Origin of the sequence: Nocardia vaccinii NBRC 15922, assembly GCF_001613305.1 — a bacterium.
GTDB classification, from domain to species: domain Bacteria; phylum Actinomycetota; class Actinomycetes; order Mycobacteriales; family Mycobacteriaceae; genus Nocardia; species Nocardia vaccinii.
On sequence record NZ_BDCC01000053.1, the window covers coordinates 90512 to 108284 of the forward strand.

Sequence of the window (17773 nt, forward strand, 5' to 3'; positions counted from 1 at the left end):
ATCGTGGTGCGGTGACGTATCCAGTGCGCACTATCACCGTCGACATAGACCGATCGTTCGTCGAGGTCGCGGATTTTCTCGCCGAGCCACTGAATTTTCCGCGCTGGGCGACCGGACTGTCGTCCGGTATCGAACCCGGTTCGCCGAGCGCCGATGCGGAGCCCGGCGAGTGGGTCGCGGATTCCCCGCAGGGGACGGCCTTCGTTCGGTTCAGCCCGCCCAACGGATACGGCGTGGCCGATCACCGAGTCCGGTTGCCGGACGGCTCCGTGGTGGACATCCCGTTGCGCGCCATCCGCAACGGCGACGGAACGACCGTCGCGTTCACCCTGTTCCGGCTGCCCGGCGTGGACGACGAGCAGTTCGACGCAGACAGCGACTGGGTGCGGCGCGACCTACAAGCCCTGAAGGCGTTGTTGGAGATGTAATCCGCTGCGCGACCCGACCCCAGGCGCCGTCGACCTGTTCAATTCGCCTGTGTCGCTCCGGTTCTGCCGCCACAGCGGACTCGCTGGATTCAGTCCTTGCCCGCGGGGACCGGTTGCTCCTCGCGGGCCTGTTCGGCGCGGCGGCGGCGCAGATCCGCGATCTCGTGTTCGAAATCGTCCGCGGAGCTGAAGGATCGGTAGACCGAGGCGAAGCGTAGGTAGGCGACCTCGTCCAGGTCGCGCAACGGCCCCAGGATGGCCAAGCCGACCTCGTGACTGGGAACCTCGGGAGAACCGGTGGCGCGCACCGCATCCTCGACCTGCTGGGCGAGCAGGTTGAGCGCATCGTCGTCGACCTCGCGGCCCTGGCAGGCACGCCGCACGCCGCGAATCACCTTCTCCCGGCTGAACGGCTCGGTCACGCCGCTGCGCTTGACCACCGATAGAATGGCGTTCTCGACGGTGGTGAACCGTCGCCCACATTGCGGGCAGGCACGACGGCGCCTGATGGCGGTGCCTTCCTCGGCCTCACGCGAGTCGACCACCCTGGAGTCCGGGTGCCGACAGTATGGGCAATGCATCCGAGTTCCTTCGTCGATGCCTGCAGTAGTCCATAGCCATGCTGTATCTCCACAGCACTGTCGAGGATACCTGTCGGCCCGCCAGGCTTCGGATGCGGCGTCGACGCCACCACCGCCCATGGAACACTACCGCCCGGATGTCGGCACGATCAGCGTCCCGCCGGTGGCGACCTGTGCGCCCCGCAGCGAGTTGAGCTGCACGATCCGATCGACCGTCTGCCGCACCGGAACTCCCGGAGCCACCCGCGCGGCCACCTCCGCCAGCGGCTCACCCTCGCGCACCTGGACGACTGTCGTCGCCGCCGGACTCGCCCCCGCACCCGCACGCAACTGGGCGATCCCGAGCAGGCCGCCAACCGCCAGCGCACTGAGCAGAGCGGCCAGCGCCAGAGTCGCGAATCCGATCCGCGCCCGCTCGACCCGGGTCTGCGGATGCGGCGTCTGCGCGAATCGAACCCGCGGACGGTCGTACCGCATCACCCCCGCGGGCGGTCGGGCGACACGTGACCGCCCGGCTCGCGTATTCCGGCGGGCCGCTCCGGCCGCGCGCGGCCGGCGACCGGGCACTGCCGCGTTGTACCCCGAATCGCTTGCGGTGATATCGATTTCGCTGATCGTGGTGCGCATCGGACGGACCTCCGGGGGCGGTGTGCTGGATCGATTTCCGGTTTTCGATCATGTGTTCGAAGAACTGATGTTCGATTCTTACCATGCGCTACCCACAAAGTCACCACTATCCGCGACATGCGTCGAACAGATGTTTGAAACCTGGCCGAGACCGGACTACATTCGGAGCACGCGATCCGGCGTGGGCCGGTTGGAGCGGATCAGGCCGACGCGATGGCCCAGTGTCGGCGCACGACCCGAGGAGGACGAAGCACACCCATGAACGGGAGGACCACGACCGTGAGTGAGCGCAGCGAGGCAACCACGGACACCGCGCACGCGCGGCCGAGCATCGGCGAGGTGCGGTCGTGAACGAGCACACAGCCGAGGGCCGCGACGACACGAGCGGCCCCGGCGGCGCCGACGACGGCGTCGAGACATCCGGCGCCGGAACGGATCTCACCGCCCGGCAGCGCAAGGTACTCGAGGTCATCCGCACCTCGGTCACCGAGCGCGGCTATCCGCCGAGCATCCGGGAGATCGGCGACGCGGTCGGTCTCACCTCGACCTCTTCGGTCGCCCATCAACTTCGCGCCCTCGAACGCAAGGGCTATCTGCGACGCGATCCCAACCGGCCGCGCGCGGTGGACGTGCGGGGGCTGGACGAGACGGTGGTGCGCGCGGTCACCGGCGTGACCGCCCTGCACGCGGTGCCGAGCGAATCCGAATCCGGCGATCAGCCCACTCCCACCTATGTCCCGGTGCTGGGCCGGATCGCCGCCGGTGGGCCGATCCTGGCCGAGCAAGCGGTGGAGGACGTATTCCCGCTCCCCCGCGAACTCGTCGGCGAGGGGTCGCTGTTCCTGCTGAAGGTCGTGGGTGAGTCGATGGTCGACGCGGCGATCTGCGACGGCGACTGGGTCGTGGTTCGCCAGCAGAACGTCGCGGACAACGGCGATATCGTCGCGGCGATGATCGAGGGCGAGGCCACCGTCAAGACATTCAAGCGCACCGGCAAGGATGTCTGGCTGATGCCGCACAACCCGCACTTCGAGCCGATTCCGGGTAACGACGCGCAGATCCTGGGCAAGGTCGTCACCGTCATCCGCAAGATCTGAGATCGACACGCGCCCGCCGTGCCGCTTCGGTGGCACGGCAGGTCGGCGTTTCAGCGACCGAAGCGCTGCCGCAACTGCGGATCGTTCTCCCACCACAACCCGCTCTGCACCGCATCCGATTTTGCGGCGACAGCCGCGTCCGAGGATCGGCTGAATTTCTGCCGCCGAGCGGGCGAAGCGGTCGCGACGGTGGCCTCCGCCGCGTCGAGTTCGGCATCGACCTCCGCGGCCTTGCGCCGTTCGTCCGAGGCCCACGCGCGCATCAGCGCCAGTAGATACGGCAGACCCAGCACGTCGCCGAGCACCCAGATGATGCCCGCGGCGATGGTCTGATCCATCCGCAGGTCCGGCCCCCAGGTCCGCCCGACCTCGGTGTAGTAGCCGAGCGCCACCAGGGGTCCCCACCACAGCACGATGCCGAGGATGCCGTCGGCGAGTGATTCGAAGACCGTGATCAACAGGGACAGCCCCTGCGAATAACGGTGCGGCACCGGGTCGGTCTGCAGTCGCGAGTAGAAGTACACGAATCCGATGGCCACCAACGCGATCCGAGTGAACGTGTCCGCAATGCCGTGCCGCAGCACGATCTCGTACCAAGGACTCAGAAACAGCAGCCACGGCACGGCCAGCATCGCCAGCGACGGCGCCAGCGGGAAGGTCACCGCACGGGCGAGAGTCGATGCCAATATCCGATCGAGCCGCGCCTGTCCATGCGGACCCAGTGCCTCCCGCAACACCGTGAACGGACGGCCGCTGGCCAACCCGAACGGCACCACGTACAACAGCAACAGGGTCTGCAACGCCCGCACCCACATCAACGTGTCGGAATAGACCCCGACCATGCTGATCCCGCTCAGCAGCCAGAGGCCCAGACCCATCAGCGCGAAAGCCGCCAGCCGACCTGCGGGGATCACCGTGCCGCGTCGTGCCGCACGGCTGCGAGCCGCCCAATACCCGGCGCCGAGCGCGACGGTCAGCACCACCGTCGAGGTGTCCCAGCGCCAGGATTCGAAGGCGGACTGCACGGTCAGCGGCGTCTCGATCCATCCCACGGGAGTCAGTATGCTCCCGCGCGAATCGCCTCTTCGACGAGGGCGGCGTAGCTTCGCGGGTCGGTCGGCGGGTACCGAGTAGGCGCCGGCCGAACCCCGGCCGGGCGCGTCGGATCACCGCGCGCCGAACAGATCAGCGGCGCACTGTCTTCGGGCTCGAATGTGCCTGTCCGTGTGTGTCGGCACACTCCGGCGCGGGCGGCGCACCGAGTGCGAGCACCTCGGGCGAGGCGTGCTCGACCTGCAGAGTGGCATGCGCGATGCGGTGCTCCTCGTCGAGCCAGTGCGCCAGATCCTCGCGCACGGCATGGCAGTCTCGCCCGGCCTCGACGAGAACATGCGCCGACAGCGCCGGCGAACCCGAAGTTATCTCCCAGATGTGCAAGTCGTGCACCTCGACGACACCCTCGCGGGCCGCCATCGCCTGCCCGATCTCGGTCGGATCGAGGTCGGCGGGGGCGGCCTCGAGGAAGATCCGGCTCGAGGCGCGCACCAGTGCGACACCGGCGCGCAGCATCAGCACGACGACCACCAGGGTGGCGATCGCATCGGCGCGGGCGAATCCGGTCAGCATGATGGCCACACCGGCCACCGCGGTCGCGATGAAGGCGAACAGATCGGTCAGGATGTGCTGATAAGCGCCCTCGACATTGAGACTGGTCCGGTTGGCGCGCGAAATCATCCATGTCGCAAGGAGATTCACGACGACCCCGACGAGCGCGGTGCCCAGCACGAGGCCGCCGGTCACCTCCGGCGGATGCAGCAGGCGGCGGACGGCCTCATAGGCCAGCCACACCGACAGCAGTAGCAGAGTGATCCCGTTGGCCTGGGCCGAGAGGATCTCGACTCGCTTCCAGCCGAACGTCATCCGTCCCGCGGCCGGCCGCGCGGCCAGCCCGATAGCCCAGAGTGCCAGCGCGATGGATGCGGCGTCGGTCAACATGTGCGCAGCGTCGGAAAGCAAAGCCAGCGAACCCGCGGCAATTCCGACGAACACCTCGGCGAGCATGAACACCGCGATCACCGCCAGCGCACCGGCGAGCCAGCGCCGATCGCTCTCGGAATTCGCGTGCACGTGCGCATGGTCGTGCGCATGCCCGGCGTGCGCTGACCCCATCCCGGTCTCCTCCCGGCGTAGACGATCTTCCACCTGCGATAGTATGCACACATCACTATGTATGCAAGAGCTTCGAGAGCCGGGCGTCACAGCGTCGCCGACTTGACTTCTCGGGTCGGAGAGTCGAATATTTCGGGGTCAGCACCTCGCTAGGCGAGGCTCCTGCACGAACACAGGCCACTGATCCGACGACGTCGAGAGACGCCCAGGGTTAGGACAGATCTTCCCGGATTAAGGGGTGATCCGAAGTGGCTTCCCGGTCGGGATACGTCGTACAGTGCCGAAGCTCTGACGAGAGGGGTGCGTGCTCCAGCCATTTCGGGCGGGGGCCTTCCCCTTTCGGTCGTCGTGGTGACGATGATCGAACGACGACGCGCACGTGCGTCCTGGCGGCAAGGAGGTGAGGAACGAGATGAAATCCGGCGATAGTCCGTATCCGAGTCCGGTTCGACAACCCGTTTCGTTCCCAACTTGCTGCACCTCCCTCGCGGCCTGACCGACACGGAAATCAGCCATCGGCATCCTCGCGGATCTTTCCGCGCGGGTCAGCCGACGGCATTCTCCGCGCGTTCGAGCATGCCCGAATCCTGTTGCGGCGGTTGAGTTTCCGCAAGGAGTACGACATGATCCGCACCACCTTCCCCCGCCGCGCCGCCCTGCGGACCACCCTCGGCGAGTCGGTTCGCCGCGTCCGCGCGCGCTACAACCTCACGCCGCAGGAGCGGCACAACCTGCACCTCGCGCATATTCCGCCGGCGGTCGTCACCGCATCCCTCGGCGGCCACGCCGAGCACCTCCGGTAGACATCCGCGCAATCCATCTCCGCCCTGCCACAGCTGTCACAGTCGCGAATTACGCGGTACAGCAACAATTTTCAGGAAGAGAGGGAACGGCCATGGCCTTCTTCTCCAATGGCGCGCCCCGCCGCACCGTCACCGCGCCGGTTCCGGCCGACACCACCACCGCCGTGCTCGACAGTGCGCACGTCGGCGATATCGTCGGCGCGCTGGGCACCATCCGCCGGCACGACACCGCCGAGGGGCGCAGCCGCCGGCAGCGATTTCGGATGCTGCTCGCCGTCATCGGTCCCGGCCTCATCGTGATGGTCGGCGACAACGACGCCGGAGGCATGGCCACCTACGCACAGGCCGGGCAGAACTACGGTATGGCCCTGATGTGGACGCTGGTGCTGCTCATTCCGGTGCTGTACGTCAATCAGGAGATGGTGGTGCGGCTCGGCGCGGTCGCCGGGGTCGGCCACGCGCGGCTGATCTTCGCGCGGTTCGGCAAATTCTGGGGCGCGTTCAGCGTGGGCGACCTGTTCGTGGTCAACGCGCTGACCATCGTCACCGAATTCATCGGTGTCTCAATGGCTCTCGGATACTTCGGGCTGCCCAAGCAGGTGTCGGTCCCGGTGGCCGCGGTCCTGCTGTTCGCGGTGGTCGCGGGCGGTTCGTTCCGGCGCTGGGAACGGTTCCTGCTCACCCTGATCGCGATCAACATCGTGATGTTCCCGCTGGCGTTCATGGTGCACCCGAGCGTATCGGCCACGGCACGCGGGTTGATCCCGTCGTTCCCGGGCGGGTTGAACTCGACCCTCCTGCTGATCATCGTCGCCATCGTCGGCACCACCGTCGCGCCCTGGCAGTTGTTCTTTCAACAGTCCAACATCGTCGACAAGCGCATCACCCCACGCTGGATCCGCTACGAGCGGGTGGACCTGTGGGTGGGGATCGTCGTGGTGATGATCGGTGCGGTCGCGATCATGGCCGCCACCGCCTTCGGCCTGGGCCCGGCCGGGCGGGGTGCGTTCTCCGATGCCGGGGCCGTCGCGCACGGGCTGTCGGCACATCTGGGCACGACGGTCGGCGCGATGTTCGCGATCCTGCTGCTGGACGCGTCACTGATCGGCGCGAACGCCGTCGGCCTGGCGACCACGTACACGCTGGGTGACACCCTCGGCAAGCGGCACTCGCTGCACTGGAAGATGAGCGAGGCGCCGGCGTTCTACGCCGGATACGCACTGCTGCTGGCCGCCGCGGCGGCGGTAGCGTTCAGCCCCGACCACGTACTGGGCCTGCTGACCCAGGGCGTGCAGGCCCTGGCCGGCGTGCTGCTGCCCTCCGCCACGGTGTTCCTGGTTCTTCTGTGCAACGACAAGGCCGTGCTCGGGCCGTGGGTGAACACCACCCGGCAGAACATCGTCGCGGGCATCATCGTATGGGCGCTGGTACTGCTGTCGCTGGCCCTGACCGCGGCGACCTTCTTCCCGCACCTGTCCACGGCGAGCCTCGAGCTCGGATTCGGCATCGGCGCGGCGATCGGACTGCTCGGCGGGGTCGCCCTCGCGGTCACCCGGCATCGCGGTGAACGGCGCGGCGCCGAGCGAACCGCCGCGGAACTGGGCGGCCTGGACCCCGACCAGATCGAGGAGCTGGACTCCACGCCGCTGTCCCGGCAGGAGCGCAAGTCGATCGTGGCGGCCGATCGATACGCCTGGCGCACACCGCAACTGGACGACCTCGAGCGCCCGAACTTCTCGCCGTTGCGCACGGCGGGCATGATCGCCCTGCGCGGCTATCTGGCCCTCGCGGTCGTCCTGGTCGTGGTCAAGATCGTCCAGCAGATCGGCGGGTAGGCAGCCCGCGTCCGCGTTCGCCGTCCGTATTCCATACTTGGATCCGTGACCGGGGAAACGCAGGACGACACCGCGCCGACCGACGCCCGATCGGCGAGTGAACTGACCGAATCGGCCGCCGAGCTGCGGGTCGCCCTCAGTCGCATCCTGCGCAGGCTGCGGGCGGCCCACTCGGGCATGGAGGTCACGCCGTCGCAGGGGGTGGTCCTGAGCCGCCTGCACCGCGACGGCCCGGCGACCGTTGCCGCCCTGGCCCGCGCGGAAAACGTTCGCCCGCAGTCGATGCGGGTCACCCTGGCCGCGCTCGAGGAACGCGGCCTGGTGTCCCGGAGACCGCATCCGACCGACCAGCGGCAGGTGCTGCTGTCGATCACCGATACGGCCGAACAGCAACTCACCGCCGCGCGCAGCGCGAAAGAGGACTGGTTGGCCCAGGCGATGGCGACCGAACTGACTCGCGCGGACCAGGACGCGCTGCTGGCCGCGATCCCGCTGCTGCAGCGATTGCTCGAACACTGATCCGCCGAAACCCGCCCGAACACCTCCAATACCGCATTCGGCAAATATCCCGCACGCACGGACACCACTATCGCCGGTCCATCTTGGAACGGCGGCGAACATTGGGCATACACATCGTCTCGCGGCGTCACGATCGTGAGCGGTCACAGGATTCACATATCCGAATGCTCGCAGCCCGGACAATTCCAGCACCGTGGGGATTGTTCAATACCATTAGCCACATTCCGGCACCGGAAACGCGCCGAATAGCGCTGGATTCGCTGCATTCCCCGGTAATGCGGTACGGTATATGCAATCCGAGTTGATCCGTGTCCGTGCGAAAGGGCTCAGTGATGGCCAAGAAGGTCACCGTCACACTCATCGACGATTACGACGGGAAGTCCAAAGCGGATGAGACCGTGCAGTTCTCGATCGATGGTGTGGCCTACGAAATCGATCTGTCCACGTTGAATGCCGGTAAGCTGCGGGGCTCACTCGAGCCCTGGACGGATAAGGCCCGCAAGGTCGGCCGGCTGAAGGCGGGCAGTACCTCGCGCTCGAAGTCGGCCGCGGATCGCGAGCAAACCGTCGCCATCAGGGAATGGGCCAAGAAACACGGCTACAACGTGTCGGCTCGCGGCCGAATTTCCTCCGAGATCGTCGCCGCTTATCACAAAGCCAACAAGTAGCCGGTCCTCCCCTCGTCGTTTCTCCCGAGCCCCGGCGGTCGCGCGACCGCCGGGGCTCGGCGGTTTCCGGTAGCCTGGGATTCCGGTTCGGCACCACGCCGTTCCCGCATGTCGCAGCGTCGGATCGAGCGGGGGTGGGTTTGACACGAGATCACCGCGTGGCGGAACTCGCTCTCCGGTGGCGTGCGGCGGTCGTCGATACCGGTTTCGTGCCGATGTCCCACCGCGAACTCGAACAGTTGCTGTGCGATCTGCTCGATCGAATGATCGGCGCGCTCGCCTGCGAATCCTTCGATACCGAAGTGGCCACGGCGGTCGGCGCCGCACTGGTCCGCGCGAATCTGACCGATCCGCGGGTGCTCGCCCGTTCGGCCCAGGTATTGAACCAACTCGCCGGATTGATCGCCCCGTACGAGGAACGGTTGATTCCCGCCCTGGGCGAGATGGCGCGCGGCTACACCGAGGAATTACTCGCCCTGCGCGCACGGCATCAGGAGATGTTGCACGCGGCGATGGCCGATGCCCGTATCGCCGCCGAAGCCCGGTTTCGCGTCGTATTCGACAATGCCGCGATCGCGATAGCCATCGGTGATGCCGGCGGCCGGGTCGTGGACGCCAATCCGGCACTGGCCACCATGTTGGGCCGCCCCCTGTCGGAACTACGCGGACTACCCGTGTGGGATCTGGTCCATCCCGACGATCACGATCAGGTGCAATCGCGCGTCTTCGAGGAACTCGTGGTCGCCGGAGCCGGCACGGTGCGTCTGGAGGTGCGGTACCTGCGCGCCGATGGGACCGGCGGCTGGGTGTCCTGGGCGGTCACGCTCGTGCCGGCGGTCGGGGGACGCGCGGCCTACCTCCTGGTGGCCGGTGAGGACACCACCCAACGCCGTGCCCTGCAGGCCGAATTACACCACCAGGCACGGCACGATCCGCTGACCGGATTGTCCAATCGGCGTCAACTGGTGGAAACGCTGTCGCAGATCATCGTCCAGGCCGATCCGGACGACCGGATCGGCCTGGGCTTCATCGATCTGGACGGATTCAAAACCGTCAACGACACCTACGGCCACAGCGTCGGCGACCGGCTGCTCACCGCCGTGGCGACACGATTGTCCGAGTGCATCGGCGATGCGACGCTGGCCCGGGTCGGCGGGGACGAATTCGTCGCCCTGCTTCCGCCGCCGTGCGATGCGGCACGAGTCGGCTCGGTCGCGGAAACGCTCTTGGGCGCACTGGAAGAACCGATACCGGTCGACGAACATCGACTCACCATTTCGGCCTGTATCGGGGCGGTGGTGACACCGGTATCCGGAGCGGACGCGGAGAAACTTCTCGATGCCGCCGACGCGGGGTTGTATCGGGCCAAAGCCGCTGGGCCGAATCGCTGGGTGTTGCACAGTGTGGACATGACGGCCGGGATGGGGTTCACGGGTCGGCTATAAGTCGGTCCCCGACAAGACATTCCGGCGGCAGGCGTACTGAATGTCGAGGCGGTCCCGGCTTTTCGGATCGATCGAGACGATGCGAGGAACCCGCGGGTGCTGGCCGATAGCTCGAATTCGACCGCGTTACACGGTATTCCACCGGATCGACTCGCCCGCCGCGGGTGCACACCCCACCCCGGCCGTGCGGGTTTCAGGGCAGCAGCAACCGAGCGAGGAAGGTGGAGATCATGGAGCCGAGCTGATCGAAGAAATGCGGAATCATTGCCGGAGTCCTTTCCGTCTCGCGGGAGTGATATGCGCCGGTTGTGGCGCGGACGCGGACCGGCACGATCTGCCGGACCCGCTGGGCATCTGATCAGGTATTCGACACGGGCAGCGCGCTGGATGGGCCGAATCATCTCCCGAGGAGGAGACTTCCGGCCCGTCAGATGCCCAGTGCGCGGGCGAATCCGGGCCAGGCGGCATGGAGGGACCGCTGCCAATAGGGCCAGGAATGCTGACCGCCGGGCACGTACCGGAAGGTTGCCGGTATGCCCAGCCGAGTGGTCGATGCCTGCAATCGGCGCGTGCAGTTCGCCACCACCGATTCCAGCATCCCGCCCTCGGGGGGAGTCACCCCCGCGGCATCGGGGCCACCCGTGCCCGCGCTGAGATACAACTCCTGTCCGCGCAACCGGGTCAGGTTCGCGTCGGTCGACGGATCGTTGGCCGACCAGCCGGGCGAACCGTCGGGGCCCCACATGTTCCACGGATTGCCGCCGCCCGATGCGACCACGGCCTGTACATAGCGACGCCCCGGATCGGTGCTGGTCTGCGCGCACCCGCTGAACGACCCCACCGCCCGGTACAACCCGGGCGCGGCCTCGGCCAACGCCAGGGCCGAGGTGGCCGACATCGATACGCCCGCAATGGCATTGCGCCCCGAGGTGTCGTACGCGGCATCGATGACGGGCGGCAGTTCCCGGGTCAGGAACGTGGTCCACTCGTTGCGTCCCAGCACGGGGTCAGCGGCCTGCCAGTCGGTGTAGTACGAGTACCGGCCGTCGAGCACTGTGACGACGTTGACGTTCTTGTCCGTGGTGAACGGGAGCAGATCGGTCTTGGTCTCCCACGAGGTCTCGGTGCCGTCCCAGCCGATCCCGTCCTCGGCGCCGTCGAGCAGATACAGCGTGGGCCGCGGGACGCTGGTGTCGGCCGCGCGGATGACATCCAGGGCGATCACCCGATTCATCGCCGCGGAGTACACGTAGACCGTGGCCCGCCGGGCGTCGATGGGCACCGTGTGGTCGATATGCGATCCATCCGAAGATGCCGGGACTCGCACGGCGCCGGCGGATTCCGGCGCCAGAACCGGCACGGCCGCGAGCGTCAGGACCGCCGCCGCGAACCGCAGTACCGTTGCCAGGCAATGCCCGGCCGTCCCGCGGATGTGATCGTTCATACTGCCGCCTCACCATGTACCCGGACAGAGCGCGGCACCATCGCCACATCGGCGTGGCACCGTCGAGGCAACGACCGGGTTATCCGCTCTGGTTCCGCGAGCACGGATAATGCGGCGTAGGTCACCGCGACCGGCGGCACCGCATGGCCGAATCCCCCGGTCGACGCCGCCCATCGCCCGACTACCGGCCAGTACTGTGATCGATCACTATGAACGTCCGGTACCACGTTCCCAAACATCACGATGGTGCAGGAAACGGGCCCTCCGGTGATCTCGAGACGATTACGGTGACATGGCAGGGCAGTAACGCGGGGGTGGAAGGGAGTTCGCCAATGTCTGTCACCACTCCGGACCGGCCGGGACTGACCATGTCGGGGCGACCGATGTCGCTACCGCTCAAGGACGTCTGGGCGCTATCGCGACAGATGGTGGGCCACTTCGTCGAAAACGTCGCACCGTGCGGGACACTACCCGGCGACGCCATCTACGGAGACGTCACCACCATCACGCGCACCTGTCTGGAGCTGGCCGTCAGCATGCTGGACGGCAAGGACGTGCGCGCCAAGACCGAGCGGCTCGAGGACGCCGCCGGTCAGTGGGCGCGCGAGGGCGTACCCATCAACACCATCCACCACGCCATCCACGAGGGCTTCAAGATCGGCCTGGACCTGGTCACCGGCGCGGCGGTGCGGCATCAATCGCTCGGCACCGCCCCCGGCAACGAGCCCATGCTCACTCTGAATACCGCCGACTACGAAAACCTCGTCGACGGGGCCAAGCGCGTGGTGGAGATGCTCGACACCATGACCACGGCCGTCTCGGTGGCCTACGTCCGCGAGCTCAAGGCGGTCGTGAGCGAGCATCACACCGCGGTGCACACGCTGACCTCGGCGCTGCTGGGCGGGCACCCCACCTCGACGATGGCCCGCGAATGCGGGATCGAGATCGCCGAGCGGTATCGCGTTATCGCCGTGGCGATTCCGCCACATCCCGAGGAGGCCAGCCCGATGCTGGACTCCAAAGTGGTGGCGCGGCGCAAACTTCGGCGCGTGCAGGCCGAATTGGCCCTGCGCTGTGGCGAATCCCTGCTTTCACTGCTGTCGGTGGACGGCGGAACCCTGCTGATCCCGGCCGAGCAGTTCGACGACGAGGGCCTGGAGAAGCTCGTCGGCCGGCTCTCGCACGCCGCGCGAGTTCCGGTGACCGCCGCGGTCGTCACCACCGCCGCCGCGGAGATCCCCACCGCCGCCGATCAGGCGCATCAGCTGCTGGACATGGTGCAGCGGCTGCAATCGGTGCCGGGACTGTACCGCTTCGACGATCTGGCCCTGGAGTATCAGCTGACCCGGCCGGGGCCGGGCCGCGAATACCTCGGCTCGCTGCTGGATCCGCTGGACGAGCACGCCGAACTGCTCGACACCCTGCAGACCCACATCGCGCACAACCTCAACCGCCAGCGCACCGCTCGGCTATTGCACGTGCACACCAATACCGTCGACTACCGCCTCAAGCGGATCGGCCAGCTCACCGGTTTCGATCCCACCCAGGCCAGCGGCCTCTGGTACCTGCGTTCAGCCCTGGTCGCCCGCACCTACGGAAGCTGACCAGTCCTCCGGCGCCCACCCCGGGAGGGTGGGCGCCGGAGGCGATTTCAGCGCTCGCGCGCGGAGTCGGGCCGGATCCGTCCGGCCTCGACGAGTGTGCGGTACGCGGCGCCCTTACGCGGACATTCCTCGCGCAGGCAGCCACGATGCCGCTGCATCGTCAAATGCGCCTCGCCCACGGTCAAGGGCGCCTCGGGGGCCTCGTGCGGCCATCCGGCCGGCCACAGTGAGATATCCATATCAGTCGTCGTCCAGATCTGCGGAGAGGTACGCGACGGCGTCCAGCCATCGATCGCACATGGGCGCGTGTTCGACACCGAGGATTCGGCGCGCGAGGAGATCGGTGAGTTCACCAGGGAGATCGCCACATACCCGACCGTCGCCGAATCGACAAGGTGCCGAACGCATTTGCGTGGTCGTCGTCATCCGACTCCCCCTCCGCCGAGGCGTAACCCGGTGGCCGGCAAGACCATCCGTGATACCGAAAACATGATAATCTGAACGTGATAGATGTTAGCGTGATTATCACGCGAGGGCTACAGCAAGATTGCGATCGGGCCCCGGAAGTGGTTGCCGCGGAAGGAGTTTCAGGCGCTCCGCCGGTGCGCCGATGCGCCATGGGTACACGATTACGCACGGCCCGAAAACTGCTGCTGGGCCGCGAGATCGAGCACATGCTCAGCACCGCCGGGGTCAGCCAGAGCGAGGCCGCGAAGATCATCGAGACCAGCCAGAGTCGCATCGCCATGCTGATCGTCGGCACGGGCTCGATCACGGTCGGCGATCTCGAACGGCTGGCCAGCGAGCTCGGCTTCACCGACGAGACCTATCTCGAATCACTGAAAGAGCTTCGGCGCGACAATCATCGACGTGGCTTCTGGAATACCGGCTACCGCCGCGCCTACGTCGAGGATCTGCGCCTGCTGGTGGATCTGGAGGCCCACGCCGGTCAACTGCGGGTAGCCGAGGCCGAGATCATGCCCGGACTTCTACAGTGCGAGTCGTACATTCGCGCACTGCACGAGCCCGAGGCCACACCCGATCCGGATCCCGACACGGTCACCGTGGAGGAATCGGTGCAGGCCAGACTGGCACGTCAGGAGATTCTGCTGACGCAGCGTCCGCCGGAATTCCATGCGATCCTGTCCGAATCGTGCCTGCGCCGCGAATACGGCGGACGTTCGGTCATGGTCGAGCAGCTCGAACACCTTCTGACACTGTCGAAACGAGCCAACATCCTGATCCAGGTGCTGCCCTTCACGGTCACCACCCGGGGCGCGGGCGCCGAGGACAGGTTCACCCTGATCCGGGTGCCCTCCCCCGGCGCGGCCGGTGATCTGGACATGGCGATCGTCGAATCCCAGGGTGATATCCGCTATATCGACGACAAACCGGCCGTCATTGCCCGCGAGGCGGTGTGGGCACGGCTGTCCGCCGCTGCGCTCAGCGCCGAGGACTCGCGCCAGTTCATCGAACATGTCGCGCGATCGTTCCGTCGCAAAACGTTCAACAACACCTGAGCGCCGATCCACCACCACGAGTTCGCCGGACAAACCTGCCGGCGAACATTTCGACGACTCAACAAGATTCGACGACTCGACGAGGAGAGAACAGATGCGTGTACACGTCCACCCCGCGGTCCGGGTGACTGCAGTCACGTCGGGGAAGGCGGGGCGATGAGTTCCGAGGACTTCGAATCACGGGAGATCGATGCGACCCGCCCCTCGGCCGCACGCATGTATCACTACTACCTGTCCGGCGAGGCCGTGTTCGATGTGGACAAGGTGTTCGGGGAGCGGGTGTTCCAAGCCATTCCCTACCTCGACGTGATGGCTCATCACAACCGGGAATTCCTCCAGCGCGCCACGAGATTCATGGTGTCGCAGGGAATCCGGCAATTTCTCGACATCGGCTCGGGTCTGCCCACCGTCGGGAATACACATGAGGTCGCCGGGGCGCTGAACCCCGCGAGCCGGGTGGTCTACGTCGACAACGACCTGGAGGCGGTCAACCGCGCCCACGAACTGCTGACCGAGCAGGAGACACTCGATCGCACCGCGATCATCGAGGCCGATCTGCGACTGCCCGATGTCATCCTGAATCATCCCGAGACCCGACGGCTGATCGATTTCGACGAGCCGATCGGTCTGCTCATCGTCAGCGTGTGGCCGTTCGTCCCCGACGGCGACCGGCCCACGGAGTTGATGGCCCGATTGCGGGACGCACTCCCGGCGGGCAGCTATGTGGGAATGAGCCATGCATCCATGTCCGAGGCTCCCGAGGAACTCGTCGCGCGCATGGCCGCGCTCGCCGAACTGTATCGCGAGACCTCCGATCCGGCGACCATGCGCAGCCGCACGGAATTCGAGTCCTTCTACGAGGGCCTCGAGCTGGTCGAGCCCGGCATCGTGTACGCCGCCGACTGGCGGCCCGAGCAGCCGGTCGACCCGCAGGATCCGGCGCGTCCGTGTAATTTCGCCGCGGTTGGTTACAAGGGTTAGATACAGCTGGTAGATACGCGGGATCTCGTCGTCCCGCGTGTCTGCGTTTTTACTCCGTAGAAAGGGACACCGATGACGCTGCTACCTACCTTCACCGTGGGTGAGTTCCGCAAGGCCGCACGCAGCTCTCCGAATCAGAACTGCGTCCGCGTCGCCCGCAAGCAGGGTTGGACGGCCGTCTGGGACGACAAGCGCAGCACCGCCGCCACCACTCCGGCGACGACGCTGCCGAACAGTGAACTACTCCTGCTCACCGATGCCCAGTTCGACAGTTATCAGGCCGCCGTGCGCGCCGGGGACAGCGGCCGCTCACCGCTCGACGTCACCCGGCGCACCGACGGCATGTACATCTTTCGCATCATGACAACGTCGTCGGATGCGGCACACACCGAAGTCGAACTCGTCTTCGATCAAGATGAACTCGACGCCTTCCACGACGGTGTGTTCAACCACGAGTTCGATCACGCCTAGGGCCCAGCAGAACACGTCGACAGCGGTCGCGCGGTTCCATATGCCGCAAGCAAGTTCCCCGCGACCGCTCCGATAAACCCCTTGCGCACCAACTATTTTAAGCGCAACCGCCGCCGCGCGCAGCGGTACGCACAGATCTCATCACCGCTCGGACGAACCGATCATGCGCCGTCACAGGCGAATTCACCCGAAACCCTCCGGTCCGGCCGCGTTCGGTCCCGTCTCGGCGCACCCTCCCGGAAATAGCCGAATCCCGCGCCGCGTTACACCGATTCGATATGGGTGTGGAGCTGAAACATCTGCGATATTTCGTGGCCGTCGCCGAGAAGCTGAACTACTCGGCGGCCGCTCGCGGCCTGTACATCTCACAGCAAGCACTGAGCCGGATCATCCAGCAGCTCGAACGCGATGTGGGAGTACGCCTTTTCGACCGGACGACACGATCGGTCAGTCTCACTCCGGCGGGCGCGGCACTGCTGGAATCGGTTCGGCCGACGTTGGCTATGGTCGACAACGCGATAGAGCGGGCACGCAGTCTCGGCCCGCGGCCCGGCTGAGCCGGCCCGTATTCATGGTCACCGGTCACGCTCACCAGCCGGTGTCCTTGTGCCGCAACGCATGCAAGGTGGCGACGGAGATATCATCCCGGAGCCGATCGCGCAGTGTGGTCCACTGACGCGTGAATCCCGGTTCGGCCTGCAGATCCCGCCACAGCGTGCGCAGCGCTTTCGGGGTATGCGCCCCGGGCATCCAGAGTCCGCTGAAATGCCGCACCAGAGGTTCGAGGATATCGAGCCGGTCAGCGCTCACCGAATCGAAGTGATCGGCCTGATCCAGTGCGTCGGCGACCACGGTGAGCAGCCAGTCGTGTGCGGCGAGATCTTCGCAGAACCGTTGCACCGCATCGAGGTCGGCTTCCTTGCGCACGATCACGCGCACCGACCGGACGGTCTCGTCGTCCAGGTGCAACCGCACATCGGGGCCGGCCGAACCACCGACCACCGCGGTCCAGCGCAGGCGTGTGGTGCCGACCTGCACCGGGGGCGACTGATCCAAGCGCGGATCGGTCCGGATCCGGCCGAGTAGCCTGCGGCTGGTCGAATCCAGATCCAGGACATTGTCGACGCCCGCCTCGGCCGGATCCCTGTGATAGCCCTCGACCATGGCCGCGGCCACCGCTGGAGGGTCCGGCGCGAAGAGTTCGATCTCCTCGGCGATGCCCTTGCGACTGATGTAATGCGACCACGCCTGTCGGCGACGATCCTCACCCCGCACGATCCGGATATGCGCCGAGGACTGCAGGATCCGCCCGCCGAGCAGCGCCACCCGGGTCGCGACAGTGCCGACGATGCGCGTCGAACGCCGTTCCGCCGCACCGTCATCCATTCGCACGTGACAGTCCACACCGACCGCCATCGTCGGTGAGATCGCGAGCGAACCGGGTCGTTCGCGCCAGGACACATCGCGACCGGGCATCAGTGCCAGCAGCTCTCCCGCCTCGGCACGAGAAAGGACGGTCGACGAGGGTAGTAAGCAGGTCTTCACCTCGCCCAAAACGACCAGCGGTGCGGCTGAGGGCAT

At 66.6% G+C, this 17773-nt stretch carries 19 protein-coding genes and 1 riboswitch; of the genes, 12 read left to right on the forward strand and 7 right to left on the reverse strand.

Annotated elements, in window-relative coordinates; translation table 11 throughout:
- Positions 1–11 precede the first annotated feature (11 nt).
- On the forward strand, positions 12–428 hold the full coding sequence (locus NV1_RS29215) for a polyketide cyclase (RefSeq protein WP_067898714.1): 417 nt from the start codon (positions 12–14) through the stop codon (positions 426–428).
- Between the two features lie 89 nt (positions 429–517).
- On the opposite strand, the gene nrdR is transcribed toward NV1_RS29215, so the two are convergent.
- Both nrdR and NV1_RS29225 read right to left on the reverse strand, forming a co-directional pair.
- Positions 518–1009 carry a transcriptional regulator NrdR gene (nrdR, locus tag NV1_RS29220; RefSeq protein WP_067898411.1) on the reverse strand — a complete coding sequence of 164 codons (492 nt, stop codon included), beginning with the start codon at positions 1007–1009 and terminating at the stop codon, positions 518–520.
- Between the two features lie 126 nt (positions 1010–1135).
- A complete protein-coding gene (locus tag NV1_RS29225; protein ID WP_067898414.1) occupies positions 1136–1636 on the reverse strand; it encodes a hypothetical protein in 501 nt (166 codons plus the stop codon).
- A 347-nt stretch (positions 1637–1983) separates the two neighbouring features.
- Between NV1_RS29225 and lexA the strand changes: the two genes are divergently transcribed.
- A complete protein-coding gene (gene lexA / locus NV1_RS29235; RefSeq protein WP_067898420.1) occupies positions 1984–2733 on the forward strand; it encodes a transcriptional repressor LexA in 750 nt (249 codons plus the stop codon).
- A 50-nt stretch (positions 2734–2783) separates the two neighbouring features.
- Here lexA and NV1_RS29240 read toward each other — a convergent pair whose 3' ends face one another.
- Both NV1_RS29240 and NV1_RS29245 read right to left on the reverse strand, forming a co-directional pair.
- Positions 2784–3776, reverse strand: a complete 993-nt coding sequence (locus NV1_RS29240; protein WP_084525911.1) for a cytochrome c oxidase assembly protein — start codon at positions 3774–3776, stop codon at positions 2784–2786.
- A 142-nt stretch (positions 3777–3918) separates the two neighbouring features.
- On the reverse strand, positions 3919–4902 hold the full coding sequence (locus NV1_RS29245) for a cation diffusion facilitator family transporter (RefSeq protein WP_067898426.1): 984 nt from the start codon (positions 4900–4902) through the stop codon (positions 3919–3921).
- Between the two features lie 138 nt (positions 4903–5040).
- Positions 5041–5209, forward strand: a riboswitch (M-box (ykoK) riboswitch).
- A 316-nt stretch (positions 5210–5525) separates the two neighbouring features.
- Between NV1_RS29245 and NV1_RS29250 the strand changes: the two genes are divergently transcribed.
- From NV1_RS29250 to NV1_RS29270, 5 genes are all read left to right on the forward strand, one after another.
- Complete coding sequence (locus NV1_RS29250; protein ID WP_067898717.1) at positions 5526–5705, forward strand: hypothetical protein; 180 nt, start codon at positions 5526–5528, stop codon at positions 5703–5705.
- A 92-nt stretch (positions 5706–5797) separates the two neighbouring features.
- A complete protein-coding gene (locus NV1_RS29255; RefSeq protein WP_067898428.1) occupies positions 5798–7540 on the forward strand; it encodes an NRAMP family divalent metal transporter in 1743 nt (580 codons plus the stop codon).
- 45 nt (positions 7541–7585) lie between these two features.
- The gene (locus NV1_RS29260) at positions 7586–8059 is read left to right on the forward strand and encodes a MarR family winged helix-turn-helix transcriptional regulator (protein WP_218027235.1); all 474 of its coding nucleotides are present in this window, start codon (positions 7586–7588) and stop codon (positions 8057–8059) included.
- Between the two features lie 332 nt (positions 8060–8391).
- Positions 8392–8727 (forward strand): histone-like nucleoid-structuring protein Lsr2, encoded by a 336-nt coding sequence (locus tag NV1_RS29265; RefSeq protein WP_067898431.1) that lies wholly within the window; start codon positions 8392–8394, stop codon positions 8725–8727.
- A gap of 158 nt (positions 8728–8885) precedes the next feature.
- Positions 8886–10172: a sensor domain-containing diguanylate cyclase gene (locus NV1_RS29270; RefSeq protein ID WP_067898435.1), complete on the forward strand. Its 1287-nt coding sequence runs from the start codon at positions 8886–8888 to the stop codon at positions 10170–10172.
- Positions 10173–10599: 427 nt separating this feature from the next.
- On the opposite strand, the gene NV1_RS29275 is transcribed toward NV1_RS29270, so the two are convergent.
- On the reverse strand, positions 10600–11616 hold the full coding sequence (locus NV1_RS29275) for an alpha/beta hydrolase (RefSeq protein ID WP_067898438.1): 1017 nt from the start codon (positions 11614–11616) through the stop codon (positions 10600–10602).
- Between the two features lie 332 nt (positions 11617–11948).
- Here NV1_RS29275 and NV1_RS29280 point away from each other — a divergent pair, with 332 nt between their 5' ends.
- Positions 11949–13220: a PucR family transcriptional regulator gene (locus NV1_RS29280; RefSeq protein WP_067898440.1), complete on the forward strand. Its 1272-nt coding sequence runs from the start codon at positions 11949–11951 to the stop codon at positions 13218–13220.
- 47 nt (positions 13221–13267) lie between these two features.
- Here NV1_RS29280 and NV1_RS29285 read toward each other — a convergent pair whose 3' ends face one another.
- A complete protein-coding gene (locus tag NV1_RS29285; protein ID WP_067898443.1) occupies positions 13268–13588 on the reverse strand; it encodes a hypothetical protein in 321 nt (106 codons plus the stop codon).
- A 249-nt stretch (positions 13589–13837) separates the two neighbouring features.
- Here NV1_RS29285 and NV1_RS29290 point away from each other — a divergent pair, with 249 nt between their 5' ends.
- From NV1_RS29290 to NV1_RS29305, 4 genes are all read left to right on the forward strand, one after another.
- Positions 13838–14740, forward strand: coding sequence for a helix-turn-helix domain-containing protein (locus NV1_RS29290; RefSeq protein ID WP_067898446.1), 903 nt, complete (start codon positions 13838–13840; stop codon positions 14738–14740).
- A 156-nt stretch (positions 14741–14896) separates the two neighbouring features.
- Entirely contained in the window at positions 14897–15721 is an 825-nt protein-coding gene (locus NV1_RS29295; protein WP_067898449.1) for an SAM-dependent methyltransferase, read from the forward strand.
- A gap of 72 nt (positions 15722–15793) precedes the next feature.
- Positions 15794–16192, forward strand: coding sequence for a hypothetical protein (locus NV1_RS29300; RefSeq protein ID WP_157117443.1), 399 nt, complete (start codon positions 15794–15796; stop codon positions 16190–16192).
- Between the two features lie 278 nt (positions 16193–16470).
- The gene (locus NV1_RS29305; protein ID WP_067898455.1) at positions 16471–16749 is read left to right on the forward strand and encodes a LysR family transcriptional regulator; all 279 of its coding nucleotides are present in this window, start codon (positions 16471–16473) and stop codon (positions 16747–16749) included.
- 31 nt (positions 16750–16780) lie between these two features.
- Here the strand turns inward: NV1_RS29305 and NV1_RS43935 are convergent, their stop codons facing one another.
- Entirely contained in the window at positions 16781–17773 is a 993-nt protein-coding gene (locus NV1_RS43935) for an SCO2521 family protein (protein ID WP_067898460.1), read from the reverse strand.

Coding starts and splice junctions, on each gene's coding strand:
- NV1_RS29245 (WP_067898426.1), bottom strand. CDS start 4,902: ATGGGGTCAGCGCACGCCGGGCATGCGCACGACCATGCGCACGTGCAC.
- nrdR (WP_067898411.1), bottom strand. CDS start 1,009: ATGCATTGCCCATACTGTCGGCACCCGGACTCCAGGGTGGTCGACTCG.
- NV1_RS29225 (WP_067898414.1), bottom strand. CDS start 1,636: ATGCGCACCACGATCAGCGAAATCGATATCACCGCAAGCGATTCGGGG.
- NV1_RS29295 (WP_067898449.1), top strand. CDS start 14,897: ATGAGTTCCGAGGACTTCGAATCACGGGAGATCGATGCGACCCGCCCC.
- NV1_RS29255 (WP_067898428.1), top strand. CDS start 5,798: ATGGCCTTCTTCTCCAATGGCGCGCCCCGCCGCACCGTCACCGCGCCG.
- NV1_RS29280 (WP_067898440.1), top strand. CDS start 11,949: ATGTCTGTCACCACTCCGGACCGGCCGGGACTGACCATGTCGGGGCGA.
- NV1_RS29265 (WP_067898431.1), top strand. CDS start 8,392: ATGGCCAAGAAGGTCACCGTCACACTCATCGACGATTACGACGGGAAG.
- NV1_RS29250 (WP_067898717.1), top strand. CDS start 5,526: ATGATCCGCACCACCTTCCCCCGCCGCGCCGCCCTGCGGACCACCCTC.
- NV1_RS29290 (WP_067898446.1), top strand. CDS start 13,838: ATGGGTACACGATTACGCACGGCCCGAAAACTGCTGCTGGGCCGCGAG.
- NV1_RS29275 (WP_067898438.1), bottom strand. CDS start 11,616: ATGAACGATCACATCCGCGGGACGGCCGGGCATTGCCTGGCAACGGTA.
- NV1_RS29300 (WP_157117443.1), top strand. CDS start 15,794: ATGACGCTGCTACCTACCTTCACCGTGGGTGAGTTCCGCAAGGCCGCA.
- NV1_RS43935 (WP_067898460.1), bottom strand. CDS start 17,773: ATGCCCTCAGCCGCACCGCTGGTCGTTTTGGGCGAGGTGAAGACCTGC.
- NV1_RS29305 (WP_067898455.1), top strand. CDS start 16,471: ATGGGTGTGGAGCTGAAACATCTGCGATATTTCGTGGCCGTCGCCGAG.